Origin of the sequence: Agromyces sp. NPDC058064 (assembly GCF_042885275.1) — a bacterium.
Taxonomy (GTDB): domain Bacteria; phylum Actinomycetota; class Actinomycetes; order Actinomycetales; family Microbacteriaceae; genus Agromyces.
The window spans coordinates 103245-120283 of sequence record NZ_JBHVSE010000001.1 but is presented as its reverse complement, the minus strand read 5'-3'; the positions used below and the strand labels follow the sequence as shown (position 1 = coordinate 120283).

Here is a 17039-nt window from a genome sequence, read left to right as displayed (position 1 = left end):
CGTCAGGCACCGGCCCCGTCCGGGTGGTTCGTCGCTTACGGCTTGCCGCGCATGATCGCCTGCTTGACCTCGGCGATCGCCTTGGTGACCTCGATGCCGCGGGGGCACGCCTCGGTGCAGTTGAAGGTCGTGCGGCAACGCCACACGCCCTCCTTGTCGTTGAGGATGTCGAGACGCGTCTGCGCGTTGTCGTCGCGCGAGTCGAAGATGAAGCGGTGCGCGTTCACGATCGCGGCCGGGCCGAAGTACTGGCCGTCGGTCCAGAAGACGGGGCACGACGAGGTGCACGCGGCGCAGAGGATGCACTTCGTGGTGTCGTCGAAGATCGCGCGGTTCGCGACCGACTGCACGCGCTCCTTGCCGGGCTCGGGGGTCGAGTTCGCGACCAGGAACGGCTGCACCTCGCGGTAGCTCGCGAAGAACGGCTCCATGTCGACGATGAGGTCCTTCTCGAGGGGGAGACCCTTGATCGCCTCGACGTAGATCGGCTTCGAGATGTCGAGATCCTTGATGAGGGTCTTGCACGCGAGCCGGTTGCGGCCGTTGATGCGCATCGCGTCCGAGCCGCAGATGCCGTGGGCGCACGAGCGGCGGAACGTCAGCGAGCCGTCCTGCTCCCACTTGATCTTGTGCAGCGCGTCGAGCACGCGGTCGGTCGCGTACATCTCGACGTCGAAGTCCTGCCAGCGCGGCTCGGTGTCGACGTCGGGGTCGAAGCGACGGATCAGGAACGTGACGGTGAACGACTGGACGGGCGCCTCAGCGGCGGGCGGCTGTTCGAGCGTGGCGGTGCTCACGGTCAGTACTTCCTTTCCATCGGCTGGTAGCGCGTGACGGTGACCGGCTTCCAGTCGAGCCGGATGTGGTCGGCCGCGTCGGCGGAGTGCGCGTCGCCCGACAGGTACGCCATGGTGTGCTGCATGAAGTTCTCGTCGTCGCGATTCGGGAAGTCGTCGCGCATGTGCCCGCCGCGGCTCTCCTTGCGGTTGCGTGCCGAGAAGACGACGACCTCGGCGAGGTCGAGGAGGAAGCCGAGCTCGACGGCCTCGAGGAGGTCGGTGTTGAACCGCTTCCCCTTGTCTTGCACGGCGATGTTCTTGTACCGCTCGCGGAGGCCCGCGATGACGCTCGTGACGTGGGCGAGCGACTCGTCGGTGCGGAACACCTGCGCGCCCTTGTCCATCTCGTCCTGGAGCTCCTTGCGGATCGCGGCGATGCGCTCGGTGCCGTTCGAGTCGCGCAGCTGCGCGAGCAGCTCGCGGATGCCGCGGGCCGGGTCGTCGGGCAGCGGCGTGAAGTCGACGCCCGAGTTCACGTACTCGACGGCGTTGCGGCCGGCGCGCTTGCCGAACACGTTGATGTCGAGCAGCGAGTTGGTGCCGAGGCGGTTCGAGCCGTGCACCGAGACGCAGGCGCACTCGCCGGCGGCGTAGAGGCCGGGCACGACGGTCGTGTTGTCGCGGAGGACCTCGGCGGCGACGTTCGTCGGGATGCCGCCCATCGCGTAGTGCGCGGTCGGCATGACGGGCACCGGCTCGTACACCGGGTCGACGCCGAGGTAGGTGCGCGCGAACTCGGTGATGTCGGGGAGCTTGGTCTCGAGCACCTCGGCGCCCAGGTGGGTGCAGTCGAGGAGGACGTAGTCCTTGTGGGGGCCGGCGCCGCGGCCCTCGGCCACCTCCTGCACCATGCAGCGCGCGACGATGTCGCGCGGCGCCAGGTCCTTGATGGTGGGCGCGTAGCGCTCCATGAACCGCTCGCCCGAGGCGTTGCGGAGGATCGCGCCCTCACCGCGCGCGCCCTCGGTGAGGAGGATGCCGAGCCCTGCGAGGCCGGTCGGGTGGAACTGGAAGAACTCCATGTCCTCCAGCGGAAGACCCTTGCGCCAGATGATGCCGACGCCGTCGCCCGTGAGGGTGTGCGCGTTCGACGTGGTCTTGTAGATCTTGCCGAAGCCGCCCGTCGCGAAGATCACGGCCTTCGCCTGGAAGACGTGCAGCTCGCCGGTCGCGAGGTCGTACGCGACGACGCCCGAGGGCTGCTCGACGCCGTCGACCTCGGTCATCACGAGGTCGAGCACGTAGTACTCGTTGAAGAAGTTGATGCCGAGCTTGACGCAGTTCTGGAAAAGCGTCTGGAGGATCATGTGGCCCGTGCGGTCGGCGGCGTAGCAGGCGCGCCGGACGGGCGCCTTGCCGTGGTCGCGCGTGTGCCCGCCGAAGCGGCGCTGGTCGATCTTGCCCTCGGGCGTGCGGTTGAACGGCAGGCCCATGTTCTCGAGGTCGATGACCGCGTCGATGGCCTCCTTCGCGAGGATCTCGGCCGCGTCCTGGTCGACGAGGTAGTCGCCGCCCTTGACGGTGTCGAAGGTGTGCCACTCCCACGAGTCCTCCTCGACGTTCGCGAGCGCAGCGGCCATGCCGCCCTGCGCCGCGCCCGTGTGCGAGCGGGTGGGGTAGAGCTTCGAGATGACCGCGGTCTTGGCGCCCGGGCCGGCCTCGATCGCCGCGCGCATGCCGGCGCCGCCGGCGCCCACGATGACGATGTCGAACTGGTGGTAGTGGACGCCGTCGATGACCGTGGTCTCGGCGTCGGAGGTCTGGGTGTTCAACGAATCTCCTATGCGGCGCAGAACGAGGGGAGCAGGTCGGCCGGTGCACCGGCGGGGCACGGCTCGAAGGTGAAGACGACGAGGGTGCCGAGGATGATCAGCACGGCCGCGGCCGCGAAGAGGGCGCCCTTGAGGACCTTCTGCACGGTGCCGGGGTTCGTGTAGTCGTTCACGAGCGTGCGCATGCCGTTGGCGCCGTGGATGAGGGCGAGCCAGAGCATCAGGACGTCCCACCACTGCCAGAACGGGTCGGCCCACTTGCCGCCCACGAAGCCGAAGTCGATGGCCTGGATGCCGTCGCCGACCATGAGGTTCATGAAGAGGTGGCCGAAGATCAGCACGAGGAGCACGACGCCGGAGGCGCGCATGTAGATCCAGCCCCACTTCTCGAGGTTGGAGCCGCGCCGGCGGGGTTCGCCGGGGAATTCGATCGCAGTCATTGTCGCTGGGCCCCTAGTGGCTGAAGACGTTGATGAGGTGACGCGGGGTGAACGCGAGCATCGTGACGACCCAGAGGGCGATGACGACCCAGAAGAGCACCTTCTGGTGGCGCGTGGCCCAGGCCCAGAAGTCCACGAGGATGATGCGCAGCCCGTTGAAGGCGTGGAACACGATCGCGCCCACGAGGGCGACCTCGCCGAGGCCCATGATCGGCGTCTGGTACGCGCCGATGACCGCGTTGTAGGCCTCAGGGCTCACCCGCACGAGTGCCGTGTCGAGGATGTGCACGAGGAGGAAGAAGAAAATCGCGACACCCGTGATGCGGTGCAGCACCCATGACCACATACCCTCGTGGCCGCGATAGAGCGTGCCGCCCGGCTTCTGCTTCGCCGGCTTCTCGGGTGTGGTCAGGGTTCCTGCCGAGGTCTCTGGCATGAACAACCCTCCCTGGCTGTGTGTTTCCGGCCCGGACATGCGGGCGCACGGGCGCGACGGCCCGCTCCGAGTCTAGACCCGGCCCGCTCGACGTGCAGGTGAGGTCTGCCTTATCCGCTCGCCGCGACGGCGAATCCGGGCGGGCCACTGGGTGCGCCGCTATCCTGAGCGGATGACCTCCGCAGCCCTCGATGGCTTCTACAGCATCATTCCCGCCGGTGGCGTGGGTTCGCGTCTCTGGCCGCTCTCGCGCGCCGACGCGCCGAAGTTCCTGCACGACCTCACCGGCTCGGGCCAGACCCTCCTGAAGGACACCTGGGACCGGCTCGCGCCGCTGTCCGGCGAGCAGCGCATCATGGTGGTCACCGGCCGCGCCCACCGCTCCGCCGTCGAGCTCCAGCTGCCGGGCCTCGCCGACGCGAACATCGTGCTCGAGTCCGAGCCGCGCGACTCGACCGCCGCGATCGGCCTCGCCGCCGCCATCCTCGAGCGCCGCGAGCCCGGCGTCGTGATCGGCTCCTTCGCGGCCGACCACGTCATCTCGGGCGACGCGCTGTTCCAGGGCGCCGTCGCCGAGGCGGTCGCGGCGGCGCGCGCCGGCTACATCGCCACGATCGGCATCACCCCGACCGAGCCGGCCGTCGGCTTCGGGTACATCGAGTGCGGCGAGCCCCTCGACGTGCCGGGCGCCGCGCACAGCGAGCTCGTCTCGAGCTTCGTCGAGAAGCCCGACCTCGCCACCGCGAAGCGGTACCTCGCCGGCGGCCGCCATCTCTGGAACGCGGGCATGTTCATCGCCCGCGCCGACCAGCTGCTCGCCGAGATCGCGCGCAACAAGCCCGAGCTGCACGCCGGACTGGTCGAGCTCGCCGAGGCGTGGGACGATCCGACCACCCGCGGCCCGGCCGTCGACCGGGTGTGGCCGCGCCTCGAGAAGATCGCGATCGACTACTCGGTCGCCGAGCCCGCGGCGGCCGCGGGGCGGCTCGCCGTGATCCGCGGCCACTTCCAGTGGGACGACGTCGGCGACTTCGCCTCGCTCGCGAAGCTCAACACCGCAGGGCGGTCCGGCGAGCTCGCCATCCTCGGCGAGCACGCCCGGGTGCTCGCCGACGCGTCGAGCGGCATCGTGGTGAGCCGGTCGAAGCGGGTCATCAGCCTGATCGGCGTCCACGATATCGTCGTGGTCGACACTCCCGACGCGCTGCTCGTCACCACGAGCGAGCACGCGCAGCGGGTGAAGGCGGTCGTCGACGCCCTCCGGCTCGGCGGCTCGAGCGACGTGCTCTAGGCACGAGAAGGCAGGTACACGGATGTCCCGGGCAACGCGCAGTCTCCTCGTCGCCGCGGTGGCCGCGGCATCCCTCGCGCTCGCCTCGTGCGCCTCGGCGCCCGAGGGCGGCGACCCCGCGGACTCCGGCGAGGGCTGCGTGCGCATGGTCACGAACTCGGGCGGCCTCGAGGACCGCTCGTTCAACCAGTCGACGTGGGAGGGCCTGCAGCAGGCCGAGGAGGAGTACGGCATCGAGGCCGAGGCGCTCGTCTCGACGGGCGAGACCGACCTCGCCCCGAACGTGGCGCAGGCGGTCGGCTCGGGCTGCGGGCTCGTCGTGACGGTCGGCTGGGAGCTCGCGGAGTCGACGCTCGAGGAGGCCGGGGCGAACCCCGACGTCGCGTTCGCGATCGTCGACGAGACCGTCGAGGCCGACAACGTGAAGCCCGTCGTGTTCGACACGGCCCAGGCGTCGTTCCTCGCCGGATACCTCGCGGCCGGCGTCTCGAAGACCGGGGTCGTCGCGACCTTCGGCGGCGGCAACCAGCCGCCCGTCACCCTGTTCATGGACGGCTTCGTCGACGGCGTCGCGAAGTACAACGAGGTGCACGGCACCCAGGTGCGCGCGCTCGGCTGGGACAAGGCCAAGCAGGACGGCTCGTTCACGGGCGACTTCGAGGACGTCAACAAGGGCAAGGTCATGACCGAGGGCTTCATCGACCAGGGCGCCGACGTGATCCTGCCGGTCGCGGGCCAGGTGGGCGAGGGTGCCGCGGCCGCCGCCGTCGACCGGGGGGTCTCCGTGATCTGGGTCGACAGCGACGGGTACGAGACGCTGCCGAGCGAGTTCCGTCCGATCGTGCTCACGAGCGTGCTGAAGCGCACGCAGGACGCGATGGTCGACATCGTCGGCGACGTCGAGTCCGGCGAGTTCACGAACGAGCCGTTCGTCGGCACGCTCGAGAACGGGGGCGTCGAGATCGCGCCCTACCACGAGCTCGAGGCGCTCGTCTCGCCCGAGCTCGACGCCGAGATCGAGGAACTGCGGCAGGCGATCATCGCGGGCGAGCTGGTCGTCGAGTCGCCGAGCGCGCCGTAGGTGCGGGATCGACCCCGTTCGGGGGATGCCGAGTGCTGCTCATATGAGCAGAAGATTGCGTCTAGATAACCATTGACGCCGATCGCGATCGGGTCGATGGCGTCCCGCGCAACATTGGGTAACGTTTCTGCACGAGCCTCGCGAAGGTCGGGGCGCAGTCTTTGGAGGACACTGTGAAGGTCACGACCAAGAAGGCCGCTCTCGGCGGCCTCGCGATGTTCGGTGCAGCCGCGCTGCTCGCCGGATGCGCCTCGGCTCCCGAAGAGTCGAACGAGTCGGGCGGCGAAGCGCTCGACTACCTGCCCTGCATGGTCTCCGACGAGGGCGGCTTCGACGACAAGTCGTTCAACCAGCTCGGTTTCGAGGGCCTCGTGAAGGCCGCCGACGAGCTCGGCGTCGACTACACCGAGGTCGAGTCGGCCGCTGAGACCGACTACGCGTCGAACCTGCAGGGGCTCGTCGACCAGGGCTGCAACACGATCGTCACGGTCGGCTTCCTGCTCGCCCCGGCCGCGCTCGAGTCCGCCCAGGCCAACGCCGACCTCGAGTACATCTCGATCGACGACACCGTCGACACCGACTTCGACGGCACCACCGACGCCGAGAACATCAAGCCCATCATCTTCGACACCGCGCAGGCGGCGTACCTCGCCGGCTACCTCGCCGCGGGCATGAGCAAGACGGGCGTCGTCGGCACCTACGGCGGCCTCAACATCCCGACCGTCTCGATCTTCATGGACGGCTTCGCCCAGGGCGTCGACCACTACAACGAGGAGAACGGCACCGCCGTCAAGGTCCTCGGCTGGGACCGCGCCAAGCAGGACGGCTCGTTCACCGGCGGCTTCGCCCCCGATGACAAGGCCAAGCAGGCCGCGCAGGGCCTCATCGACCAGAACGTCGACGTGCTCCTGCCCGTCGGCGGCCCGATCTACCAGCCCGGAGCCGCGGCGATCCGCGACTCGGGCCGTGAGATCGCCCTGATCGGCGTCGACGCCGACGTGTACGAGACCGACCCGACCGTCGGCGACCTCCTCCTCACCTCGATCCGCAAGGGCATCGACGTCGGCGTCTACGACGCGATCATCGAGGCGGGCAACGGCGAGTTCGACCCGACCCCGTTCGTCGGCACGCTCGAGAACGAGGGCGTCGGCCTGGCGCCGTTCCACGACTGGGAGAGCAAGGTCCCGGCCGAGCTCGCCGACAAGGTCACCGAGCTGCAGGAAGCCATCATCGCGGGCGACATCACCGTCGAGTCCTACCTCGCCGGATAAGCGGTCCGCAATCACGAAGTCGGGGAGGTCGGCATTGCCGGCCTCCCCGGCTCGTTTCCAGCCGAGCAGGTTCGGCAGCATCTGAGCAGCACGCTCCGATGCACCTCAACATTCGCGCAGCATCTCCAACGGATGCGGACAGATCACTAGGATCGGGGTCATGAAGCTCGAACTTCGCGGCATCACGAAGCGATTCGGCAGCTTGGTCGCCAACGACCACATCGACCTCACCGTGGAGGCCGGAGAGATCCATTGCCTCCTCGGCGAGAACGGTGCAGGCAAGTCGACGCTCATGAACGTGCTCTACGGCCTCTACCAGGCCGATGAGGGCGAGATCCTCCTCGACGACGTCGTCCAGCACTTCGCCGGCCCGGGCGACGCGATGAAGGCCGGTATCGGCATGGTGCACCAGCACTTCATGCTCATCCCCGTCTTCACGGTCGCCGAGAACGTCATGCTCGGCCACGAGTCGACCAAGGGCGGCGGGTTCCTCGACCTGCAGTCGGCCCGCGCGAAGGTGCGCGAGATCTCCGACCGGTTCGGGTTCGACGTCGACCCCGACGCCCTCGTCGACGACCTTCCGGTCGGCGTGCAGCAGCGCGTCGAGATCATCAAGGCGCTCTCGCGCGACGCGAAGGTCCTCGTCTTCGACGAGCCGACCGCCGTGCTCACGCCGCAGGAGACCGACGAGCTGATGGCGATCATGCGCCAGCTCCGCGAGTCGGGCACCGCGATCGTGTTCATCACCCACAAGCTCCGCGAGGTCCGCGAGGTCGCCGACCGCATCACGGTCGTCCGCCTCGGCAAGGTGGTCGGCGAGGCCTCGCCCACCGCCTCGAACGTCGAGCTCGCCTCGCTCATGGTGGGTCGCGCCGTCGAGCTCACCGTCCAGAAGGACCCGCCGAAGCTCGGCGAGCCCGCGCTCGTCGTCGAGGGCCTCTCGGTCATCGACCACATCGGCCAGCTGGTCGTGAACGACGTCAGCTTCGAGGTCCGGCGCGGTGAGATCCTCGCCGTCGCCGGTGTCCAGGGCAACGGGCAGACCGAGCTCACCGAGGCGCTCGTCGGCCTGCAGCCGCGCGTCCAGGGCTCGATCTCGCTCGACGGCGAGGTGCTCTCGGGCGCGAGCGTCCGCAAGATCCTCGACTCGGGCGTCGGCTTCGTCCCCGAGGACCGCAACGAGGACGGCCTCGTCGGCGAGTTCTCGATCGCCGAGAACCTCATGCTCGACCGTTCGAACGGCGCCCCCTTCGTGAAGGCGGCCAACGTGCAGCGCGGCGTGCTCGAGCAGTTCGCGACCGAGAAGGTCGCGGAGTTCGACGTCCGCACCCCTGGCATCGACACGAAGGTCGGCCGGCTCTCGGGCGGCAACCAGCAGAAGGTCGTGCTCGCCCGCGAGCTCAGCCGCGAGCTCCGCCTCCTGGTCGCGGCGCAGCCGACGCGCGGCGTCGACGTCGGCTCCATCGAGTTCATCCACAAGCGCATCGTGGCGGCGCGCGACGCGGGCGTCCCCGTCGTCGTCGTCTCGACCGAGCTCGACGAGGTCACCGCACTCGCCGACCGGATCATGGTCATGTACCGGGGCCGCATCGTCGGCATCGTGCCCGGCGACACCCCCCGCGACGTCCTCGGCCTGATGATGGCCGGCGAGGTCCCCGCAGAAGGAGCCGCCGCATGAGCGACCCCCAGCCGCCCGCCCAGCCCGAGCCGGGTGCGGAGCCCGTCGAGTCGACCGTGCAGGGCGCCGAGCCCGCAGCGGCCTCCGCACCGAAGGCGACCGCGACCGACACCGCGCCGCCGCCCGCGAAGCCCGCACCGGCCGACGTCGAGCCCCCGTCGCGATGGGCGACCGCGTTCCGCGAGATCGTGACCGGCAACGCCATCATCTCGGTGCTGGCGATCGTGCTCGCGCTCGTCGTGGGTGCGGTCATGATCGCGTTCACCGACGAGCGGGTGCAAGAGGCCTCGGTCTACTTCTTCGCCCGCCCCGGCGACACCTTCGCCGCCGTCTGGGAGTCCGTGTCCGGCGCGTACGTCGCCTTCTTCCAGGGCTCGATCTACAACTTCCGCCGACCCGACTTCATCTCGGGCATCCGGCCGCTCACCGAGACCCTCACCTTCGCGACCCCGCTCATCGCGGCCGGCCTCGGCGTCGGGCTCACCTTCCGCGTCGGCATGTTCAACATCGGCGGCCGCGGCCAGATGCTCATCGCGGCATCGGCGGCCGGCTGGGTCGGCTTCGGCTTCGACCTGCCGTGGGGCCTCCACATGATCGTGGCGGTGCTCGCGGGCATGATCGGCGCGGCACTCTGGGCCGGCATCGCCGGCCTCCTGAAGGCGCGCACGGGCGCGCACGAGGTGATCGTGACGATCATGCTCAACTACGTCGCGCTCTACCTCGTGCAGTGGATGCTGCGGACGCCCGGCCTGCTGCAGGCGCCCGGTTCGAACAACCCGAAGACCCCGGCCATGAAGGACACGGCGATCCTCCCCGAGCTCCTGGGGCCGCAGTTCAACCTGCACTTCGGCTTCATCCTCGCGATCGGCGCGACCGTGCTCGTGTGGTGGATCCTCAACCGCTCGAGCCTCGGATTCAAGTTCCGCGCCGTCGGCGAGAACCCGAATGCGGCCCGCGTCGCCGGCATCAACGTGAAGTCGATGTACGTCTACGCGATGCTCATCTCGGGTGCGCTCGTCGGTCTCGCCGGAGTCAGCCAGGTGCTCGGCACCGTGACCACCGGCTTCTCGAGCGGCATCGACGCCGGCATCGGCTTCGACGCGATCACCGTCGCGCTCCTCGGCCGCTCGACGCCGTGGGGCATCCTCGCGGCCGGCATCCTGTTCGGTGCGTTCAAAGCGGGCGGCTTCTCGATGCAGGCCGCGGAGGGCGTGCCGATCGACATCGTGCTCGTCGTGCAGTCGCTCATCGTGCTCTTCATCGCGGCCCCGCCGCTCGTGCGCGCGATCTTCCGACTGCCCGCTCCCGGATCGACTCCGAAGCGGCAGAGACCCATCGTGACGAAGGAGATGGAGGCGAAGTGAGCACCGTGACCACCACCCCCGCCGCGCCCGTGACCGACGCGCTCGACAAGACGGTCGTCGTCAGCTGGAAGGCGCCGATCGCGTTCGCGATCTTCACCGTGCTCGCCGCCGTGCTCTTCGCCGCCGCCGGAAGCCACGGCGAGGCGACGTTCCGGCTCTCGCAGGGCAACGACGTCCTCCAGCTGCCCGACGTCACGCTCTCGAGCGAGGTCACCTCGTGGATCTGCGTCGTGCTCATGGCGGCGATCACCGTCGTCTCCGCCCTCCTCGTGCGGGCGAAGCGCAAGGTCGGCATCTGGCTCGTCGCGCTGTTCGCCGTGATCTTCCTCCTCGGCTTCCTCACGTGGGCGGCCGCAGGCTCGCGCACCCCGGTCATCCCGCTGCCCGGGCTCCTCGCGAGCGCGCTGAGCCTCTCGGTTCCGCTCATCTTCGGTTCGCTCTGCGGCGTCATCTCCGAGCGCGTCGGCGTCGTCAACATCGCGATCGAGGGTCAGCTGCTCGCGGGCGCCTTCACGTCGGCGGTCGTCGCGTCCGCGGTCGGCAACGCCGTCATGGGTCCCGCGCTCGGCATGATCGCGGCCGCGATCTCCGGCGTGCTCGTCGCGTTCGTGCTCGCGGCGTTCTCGATCAAGTACTTCGTCGACCAGGTCATCGTCGGCGTCGTGCTGAACGTGCTCGTGCTCGGGCTCACGAGCTTCATGTTCTCGCAGGTGCTCGCGCCGAACGCGGCCGTGCTCAACTCGCCGCCGCGCCTCGAGCGCCTGCCGATCCCCGTCCTCAGCGAGATCCCGCTGATCGGTCCGATGTTCTTCCGCCAGACGATCCTCGTGTACCTCATGTACATCGCCGTCGCGGTCGTCTACGTCGGCCTGTTCCACACCCGCTGGGGCCTCCGCCTCCGCTCGGTGGGCGAGCACCCGCAGGCCGCCGACACGGTCGGCATCAACGTCACGGGCACCCGCTTCTGGAATGTCTCGCTCGCCGGCGCGATCGCCGGACTCGGCGGCGCGTTCTTCACCATCGGCTCGGGCATCGCCTTCAGCAAGGAGATGACCGCGGGCGCGGGCTTCATCGCCCTCGCCGCCGTGATCTTCGGCCAGTGGGACCCGATCAAGGCCACGCTCGCGGCGCTGCTGTTCGGCTTCGCGACGAGCCTGCAGGTGACGCTGTCGATCATCGGTTCGCCCGTGCCGAGCGAGTTCATGCTGATGCTGCCGTACCTCATCACGATCCTCGCAGTGGCCGGGTTCGTCGGCAAGGTGCGCGGCCCGGCCGCGGCGGGCAAGCCCTACATCAAATCCTGACCGGATGCCACGGGGCCGCCCCGTGGCATCCATCACCTCATCTGCAACGGGGGAGCAACATGACCGAGACGGATGCGATCGACTGGCAGGGGCTGCGCGAGCGCGCCCGCGAGGCGATGGCGAAGGCCTACGTGCCGTACTCCGAGTTCCCCGTGGGCGCGGCCGCGATCGTCGACGACGGCCGCGTCGTGAGCGGCTGCAACGTCGAGAACGCCTCCTACGGCGTCACGCTCTGCGCCGAGTGCTCGCTCGTGTCGGCGCTCGTCATGTCGGGCGGCGGCAAGCTCGTCGCGTTCACCTGCGTCGACGGCCACGGCGCGACGCTGATGCCGTGCGGCCGCTGCCGCCAGCTGCTGTACGAGCACTCGGCCGAGGGCATGGTGCTCGACACCGTGTCGGGCCTGAAGACCATCGACGAGGTGCTGCCCGACGCGTTCGGCCCGCGCCAGCTCGCAGAATTCCGAGGAGAAGCATGACCACCGCCATCGAGCCCTTCGACGCCGTCGACCTCATCCGCGCGAAGCGCGACCGGCGCGAGCTGACGAGCGACGAGATCGCCTGGCTCGTCGACGCCTACACCCGCGGCTACGTCGCCGACGAGCAGATGTCGGCGATGACCATGGCGATCTTCCTCAACGGCATGACGCGCCGCGAGATCCGCGACCTGACGATGGCCATGATCGCCTCGGGCGAGCGCATGGACTTCTCGGGCCTCGGCAAGCCGACGAGCGACAAGCACTCGACCGGCGGCGTCGGCGACAAGATCACGCTGCCCCTCATGCCGCTCGTCGCGACCTTCGGCGTCGCCGTGCCGCAGCTCTCGGGCCGCGGGCTCGGCCACACGGGCGGCACACTCGACAAGCTCGAGTCGATCCCGGGCTGGCGCGCCGACCTCACGAACGACGAGATGTTCGCGCAGCTGCGCGACGTCGGCGGCGTGATCTGCGCGGCCGGCGCCGGTCTCGCCCCGGCCGACAAGAAGCTCTACGCCCTGCGCGACATCACCGGCACGGTCGAGGCGATCCCGCTCATCGCGTCGTCGATCATGTCGAAGAAGATCGCCGAGGGCACCGGCGCGCTCGTGCTCGACGTGAAGTTCGGCTCGGGCGCATTCCTCCAGGACATCGAGCGCTCGCGCGAGCTCGCCCGCACCATGGTCGAGCTGGGTGAGGACGCCGGGGTGGCGACGAGCGCCCTCATCACGAACATGAACGTGCCGCTCGGCCTCACGATCGGCAACGCCAACGAGGTGCGCGAGTCGGTCGAGGTGCTCGCCGGCGGCGGGCCCGCCGACGTGCGCGAGCTCACGGTCGAGCTCGCCCGGGAGATGCTCGCCCTGGCCGGGCAGCCCGACGTCGACGTCGAGGCCGCACTCGACGACGGCCGCGCGATGGACACCTGGCGCCGCTCGATCGTCGCCCAGGGCGGCGACCCCGACGCGCCGCTGCCGGTCGCGAAGGAGCAGCACGTCGTCACCGCCGACCGCGACGGCGTGCTCGTCGCGCAGGAGGCGCTGCCGTTCGGCATCGCCGCCTGGCGGCTCGGTGCGGGCCGCGCCCGCAAGGAGGACCCGGTGCACCACGCCGCGGGCATCGAGCTGCACGCGAAGCCCGGCGACGCCGTGCGCGCGGGCCAGCCCCTGTTCACGCTGCACGCCGACGAGCCCGCCCGTTTCGAGCGCGCACTCGGGGCGGTCGCCGGCGCCTGGCGCATCGGCGACGAGGGCGACGCGATCGAGGACGGCGGGCCGCTCATCGCCGACCGCATCGGCCGCTGACGACGTCGGCGGTCGCGTGATCGGGGGCCGCAGGACGCGCCCGGCTTCGAGAATGCCGAGACTTCGCGGCAGTCGCGCCGCTATCGTTGTCACGTGAACACGATTCCGACGGAGTACCGGCTCGAGGGCGACGGCGCGAGCATCCAGGCCCTGCCCAAGATCTCGCTGCACGACCACCTCGACGGCGGCCTGCGGCCGCAGACCCTCATCGAGCTCGCCGAGGAGCAGGGCCTCGAGGTCCCGGCGGCCGACGCCGACGGCCTCGCCGCCTGGTTCACCGAGCAGTCGAACTCGGGTTCGCTCGTCGAGTACCTGAAGACGTTCGACCTCACGACGGCGGTCATGCAGACCCGTGCCGGCCTCTCGCGCGTCGCGCGCGAGTTCGTGCACGACCTCGCCGACGACGGCGTCATCTACGGCGAGATCCGCTGGGCGCCCGAGCAGCACCTGACGCGCGGGCTCACGCTCGACGAGGCGGTCGAGGCCGTGCAGGAGGGCCTCGAGCAGGGCGCCGACGACGTGCGGCACCAGGGCGGCGGCATCCGCACCGGGCAGCTGATCACCGCGATGCGGCACGCCGACCGCGGGCTCGAGATCGCCGAGCTCGCCGTCCGCCACCGCGACCGCGGCGTGGTCGGCTTCGACATCGCGGGCGCCGAGGCCGGCTTCCCCGCGAGCCGTCACCGCACCGCCTTCGACTACCTCGCGAGCCGCTTCATGCCCGTGACGGTGCACGCGGGCGAGGCCGACGGCCTCGAGTCGATCCGCAGCGCGCTCTTCGACGGCCGTGCGCTCCGCCTCGGCCACGGCGTCCGCATCGCCGAAGACCTGCTCATCGAGCGCCAGGACGACGAGAACACCTACGTGTCGCTCGGCCCGGTCGCCCAGTGGGTGCGCGACCGCGAGATCGCCCTCGAGACGAGCCCGTCGTCCAACCTGCAGACCGGGGCGATCACCGCGTGGGGCGACGAGCTCGTCGACCACCCCTTCGACCTGCTCTACCAGCTCGGCTTCCGGGTGACGGTGAACACCGACAACCGCCTGCAGTCGGGCACGAGCCTGACCCGCGAGCTCGCGCTCCTCAGCGACGCCTTCGGCTACGACCTCGACGACCTCGAGACGTTCCAGCTCAACGCGGCGGCGGCGGCGTTCCTGCCCCTCGACGACCGCGACGAGCTCGCCGAGCTCATTCAAGACGGCTTCGACGAAGCCTGACGACGCTGCCGACGGCGGATGCCACGTGCCTCCGCCCTCCGCGCCGCCGCCCCCGAACGGACCCGCAATGAACCTCCCACCCCTTCCCGACGAGGCCGTCGTCATCGGTGCGCACGCCGTCGACTGGCGCAGCGCCGTGCGCGAGGCCGGGCGGGCGCTGACCCGCTCGGGGGCGACCAGCTCCGACTACGCCGACCGCATGATCGCGGTCATCGAGGAGTTCGGCGCGTACGTCGTCATCGCCCCGGGGCTCGCCCTCGCCCACGCGCGGCCCGGCCGGGACGTGCGCCGCGAGGGGCTCGCCGTCGTGACGCTCGCCGAGCCGGTCGCGTTCGGGCACCCGCACAACGACCCGGTGCGCGTCGTCGTCGGCCTCGCGGTCGCGAACGCGGAGGAGCACGTCGCCTCGGTCGCGAACCTCGCGAACGTCTTCAACGACCCCGGGGCGGTCGGCCGCCTCGCCCGGGCGGGCGACCCGGCCGAGGTCCGCACGCTCCTCGGCATCGATCGCGGCGGGGCAGAGGCATGAAGATCGTCGCCGTCTGCGGTGCCGGCATCGGCACCTCCGCCATCCTCAAGGTGAACGCCGAGCGCGCCCTCGAGCGCCTCGACCTCGCCGCCGACGTCGATGCGAGCGACCTCGCGGGCATCGCCGTCGCCGCCGCCGACGCGCAGGTGATCCTCACCTCGAGCGAACTGGCCGCCGCGGTGCGCCAGGCGCTCGGGCAGAGCTTCGCCGAGGTGGTCGAGGTGACGAACTACTTCGACGTCGACGAGATCTCGCGGCTGCTCGAGCGCTCGCTCGGCTGAGGCAGTCCCTCCGCCGCCGAGCGCTCAGGCGACGAGTTCGCGCATGCCCGCCTCGAGCGCGGCGATCGTGGCGGTCGCCGCCGCACGTCGCTCGGCGACCGAGCCCTGCTCCGAGACGGCGTCGAGGTAGACCTTGAGCTTCGGCTCGGTGCCGCTCGGGCGCACCATGACCCGGGCGCCGCCCTCGAGCACGATGCGTAGCACGTCGGACGGGGGGAGCGCGCCGAAGCCGTCGGCGAGGTCCTCGATGCGCTCGACGCGGATGCCGCCGACCGAGGCCGGCGGTTCGGCGCGCAGGCGCGCCATGACCGCGCCGATGCGCGAGAGGTCGGTGACGCGGATCGAGACCTGGCCGGAGGCGTGGCATCCGAAGCGCTCGACGAACTCGTCGAGGTGGCCGGCCACCGTGCGACCCTCGGCCTTCAGCTCGGCCGCGAGCGAGAGGAACGCCGCGGCGGCCGAGATGCCGTCCTTGTCGCGGACGACCTCGGGGTTCACGAGGTAGCCGAGTGCCTCCTCGAAGCCGAAGACGAGCCCGGGGGCGCGCGAGATCCACTTGAAGCCGGTGAGGGTCGCCTCGAAGTCGAGCCCGTAGGCGCGGGCGACGGCCTCGAGGCCGGGCGAGGAGACGATCGAGCAGGCGAGCGACCCCGACGGGCCGGCGTCGCCCGAGACCTCGGCGGCGCGGCGGGCGGCGAGCCAGCCGAGCGTGAGGCCGACCTCGTTGCCGGTGAGCCGTCGATAGCCCGTGCCGTCGGGGGCGCCGGCGTCGGGGATCGCGACCGCGAGCCGGTCGGCGTCGGGGTCGTTCGCGACGACGAGCTCGGCATCGACGGCGCGGGCGCGCTCGAACGACAGGTCCATCGCCCCGGGCTCCTCGGGGTTCGGGAACGAGACGGTCGGGAACCCCGCGTCGGGCGCGATCTGCGCGTCGACGAGCGTGGGGGCGTCGAAGCCGGCGGCTTCGAGCACTCGTGCCGCGGTCTCCCAGCCGACGCCGTGCATCGCCGTGTAGACCACGCGCGGCTGCGCCGCGGGCGTGCCGGGGGCGGCGCTCGCGGCGGTGAGGCGCACGTACTCGTCGACGACCTCCTCGCCGGCGGTCTCGACGTCTCCGCGCGGGAGCGCGGGGACGGCGGTGGTCGACGCGACATCCAGGATGTGCGCCGCGATCTCGGCGTCGGCCGGGGCGACGATCTGCGAACCGTGGTGCTCGCCGCCGAGGTAGACCTTGTAGCCGTTGTCGTTCGGCGGGTTGTGCGAGGCGGTCACCATGACGCCCGCCGAGGTGCCGAAGTGACGCACCGCGAAGGCGAGCACCGGGGTCGGCAGCAGGCGGGGGAGCAGGATGGCGCGGACGCCCGCCCCGGCCATGAGCTCGGCCGAGTCGCGGGCGAAGACCGCCGAGTTCTTGCGGCCGTCGTAGCCGATCACGACCGAGGGGGTCGTGCCCGGTGCGGCGTGCTCGAGGAGGTACGCCGCGAGCCCCGCGGCCGCCTGCGAGACGAGCACGCGGTTCATGCGGTTGGGACCGGCTGCGATCTCGCCGCGGAGTCCGGCGGTGCCGAAGGCCAGGCGCGAGTCGAAGCGGTCGGCGAGGTCGGCCGCGGCCGCGGCGTCGCCGCCCCGGACGGACTCGACGATCGCGGCGAGCTCGTCGCGGGTCTCGGGGTCGGGATCCTGCGCGATCCAGGCCTCGGCGAGTGCGATGCGCTCGGCGTCGCGGGCATCGGGTTCGTGCGACATCCGTCGTCCTTCCTG

General features: G+C 70.6%; 16 protein-coding genes. 11 read left to right on the top strand and 5 right to left on the bottom strand.

Annotated features, from left to right (window positions below; translation table 11 throughout):
• Nucleotides 1-35: 35 nt before the first annotated feature.
• Genes ACFVSL_RS00535 through sdhC form a run of 4 tightly spaced genes read right to left on the bottom strand, consistent with a single transcriptional unit; the run spans nucleotide 36 to nucleotide 3487 of the window.
• On the bottom strand, nucleotides 36-797 hold the full coding sequence (locus tag ACFVSL_RS00535; protein WP_386937539.1) for a succinate dehydrogenase iron-sulfur subunit: 762 nt from the start codon (nucleotides 795-797) through the stop codon (nucleotides 36-38).
• 2 nt (nucleotides 798-799) lie between these two features.
• Nucleotides 800-2611, bottom strand: a complete 1812-nt coding sequence (sdhA, locus tag ACFVSL_RS00530) for a succinate dehydrogenase flavoprotein subunit (protein ID WP_386937537.1) — start codon at nucleotides 2609-2611, stop codon at nucleotides 800-802.
• Nucleotides 2612-2619: 8 nt separating this feature from the next.
• Entirely contained in the window at nucleotides 2620-3051 is a 432-nt protein-coding gene (locus ACFVSL_RS00525; RefSeq protein WP_157422406.1) for a succinate dehydrogenase hydrophobic membrane anchor subunit, read from the bottom strand.
• A 13-nt stretch (nucleotides 3052-3064) separates the two neighbouring features.
• The gene (gene sdhC, locus ACFVSL_RS00520; RefSeq protein WP_022888266.1) at nucleotides 3065-3487 is read right to left on the bottom strand and encodes a succinate dehydrogenase, cytochrome b556 subunit; all 423 of its coding nucleotides are present in this window, start codon (nucleotides 3485-3487) and stop codon (nucleotides 3065-3067) included.
• A 172-nt stretch (nucleotides 3488-3659) separates the two neighbouring features.
• On the opposite strand from sdhC, the gene ACFVSL_RS00515 reads away from it, so the two are divergent.
• From ACFVSL_RS00515 to ACFVSL_RS00465, 11 genes are all read left to right on the top strand, one after another.
• Entirely contained in the window at nucleotides 3660-4778 is a 1119-nt protein-coding gene (locus ACFVSL_RS00515; protein WP_386937535.1) for a mannose-1-phosphate guanylyltransferase, read from the top strand.
• Between the two features lie 22 nt (nucleotides 4779-4800).
• Nucleotides 4801-5859 carry a BMP family protein gene (locus ACFVSL_RS00510; RefSeq protein WP_386937533.1) on the top strand — a complete coding sequence of 353 codons (1059 nt, stop codon included), beginning with the start codon at nucleotides 4801-4803 and terminating at the stop codon, nucleotides 5857-5859.
• Between the two features lie 173 nt (nucleotides 5860-6032).
• Nucleotides 6033-7130 (top strand): BMP family protein, encoded by a 1098-nt coding sequence (locus tag ACFVSL_RS00505; protein WP_386937531.1) that lies wholly within the window; start codon nucleotides 6033-6035, stop codon nucleotides 7128-7130.
• Nucleotides 7131-7290: 160 nt separating this feature from the next.
• Nucleotides 7291-8808: an ABC transporter ATP-binding protein gene (locus ACFVSL_RS00500; protein WP_386937529.1), complete on the top strand. Its 1518-nt coding sequence runs from the start codon at nucleotides 7291-7293 to the stop codon at nucleotides 8806-8808.
• Nucleotides 8805-10172, top strand: coding sequence for an ABC transporter permease (locus ACFVSL_RS00495; RefSeq protein WP_386937527.1), 1368 nt, complete (start codon nucleotides 8805-8807; stop codon nucleotides 10170-10172). Before ACFVSL_RS00500 ends, ACFVSL_RS00495 begins: the two co-directional genes overlap by 4 nt.
• Complete coding sequence (locus ACFVSL_RS00490) at nucleotides 10169-11476, top strand: ABC transporter permease (protein WP_386937525.1); 1308 nt, start codon at nucleotides 10169-10171, stop codon at nucleotides 11474-11476. Before ACFVSL_RS00495 ends, ACFVSL_RS00490 begins: the two co-directional genes overlap by 4 nt.
• 59 nt (nucleotides 11477-11535) lie before the next feature.
• Nucleotides 11536-11952: a cytidine deaminase gene (locus tag ACFVSL_RS00485; RefSeq protein ID WP_386937523.1), complete on the top strand. Its 417-nt coding sequence runs from the start codon at nucleotides 11536-11538 to the stop codon at nucleotides 11950-11952.
• Nucleotides 11949-13253, top strand: a complete 1305-nt coding sequence (locus tag ACFVSL_RS00480; RefSeq protein WP_386937521.1) for a thymidine phosphorylase — start codon at nucleotides 11949-11951, stop codon at nucleotides 13251-13253. The genes ACFVSL_RS00485 and ACFVSL_RS00480 overlap by 4 nt, the downstream gene beginning before the upstream one ends.
• Before the next feature lie 93 nt (nucleotides 13254-13346).
• A complete protein-coding gene (locus ACFVSL_RS00475; protein WP_386937519.1) occupies nucleotides 13347-14468 on the top strand; it encodes an adenosine deaminase in 1122 nt (373 codons plus the stop codon).
• Nucleotides 14469-14535: 67 nt separating this feature from the next.
• A complete protein-coding gene (locus ACFVSL_RS00470; protein WP_386937518.1) occupies nucleotides 14536-14997 on the top strand; it encodes a PTS sugar transporter subunit IIA in 462 nt (153 codons plus the stop codon).
• Nucleotides 14994-15278: a PTS sugar transporter subunit IIB gene (locus ACFVSL_RS00465; RefSeq protein ID WP_386937516.1), complete on the top strand. Its 285-nt coding sequence runs from the start codon at nucleotides 14994-14996 to the stop codon at nucleotides 15276-15278. Before ACFVSL_RS00470 ends, ACFVSL_RS00465 begins: the two co-directional genes overlap by 4 nt.
• A 24-nt stretch (nucleotides 15279-15302) precedes the next feature.
• On the opposite strand, the gene ACFVSL_RS00460 is transcribed toward ACFVSL_RS00465, so the two are convergent.
• On the bottom strand, nucleotides 15303-17024 hold the full coding sequence (locus ACFVSL_RS00460; protein WP_386937515.1) for a phospho-sugar mutase: 1722 nt from the start codon (nucleotides 17022-17024) through the stop codon (nucleotides 15303-15305).
• Nucleotides 17025-17039 lie beyond the last annotated feature (15 nt).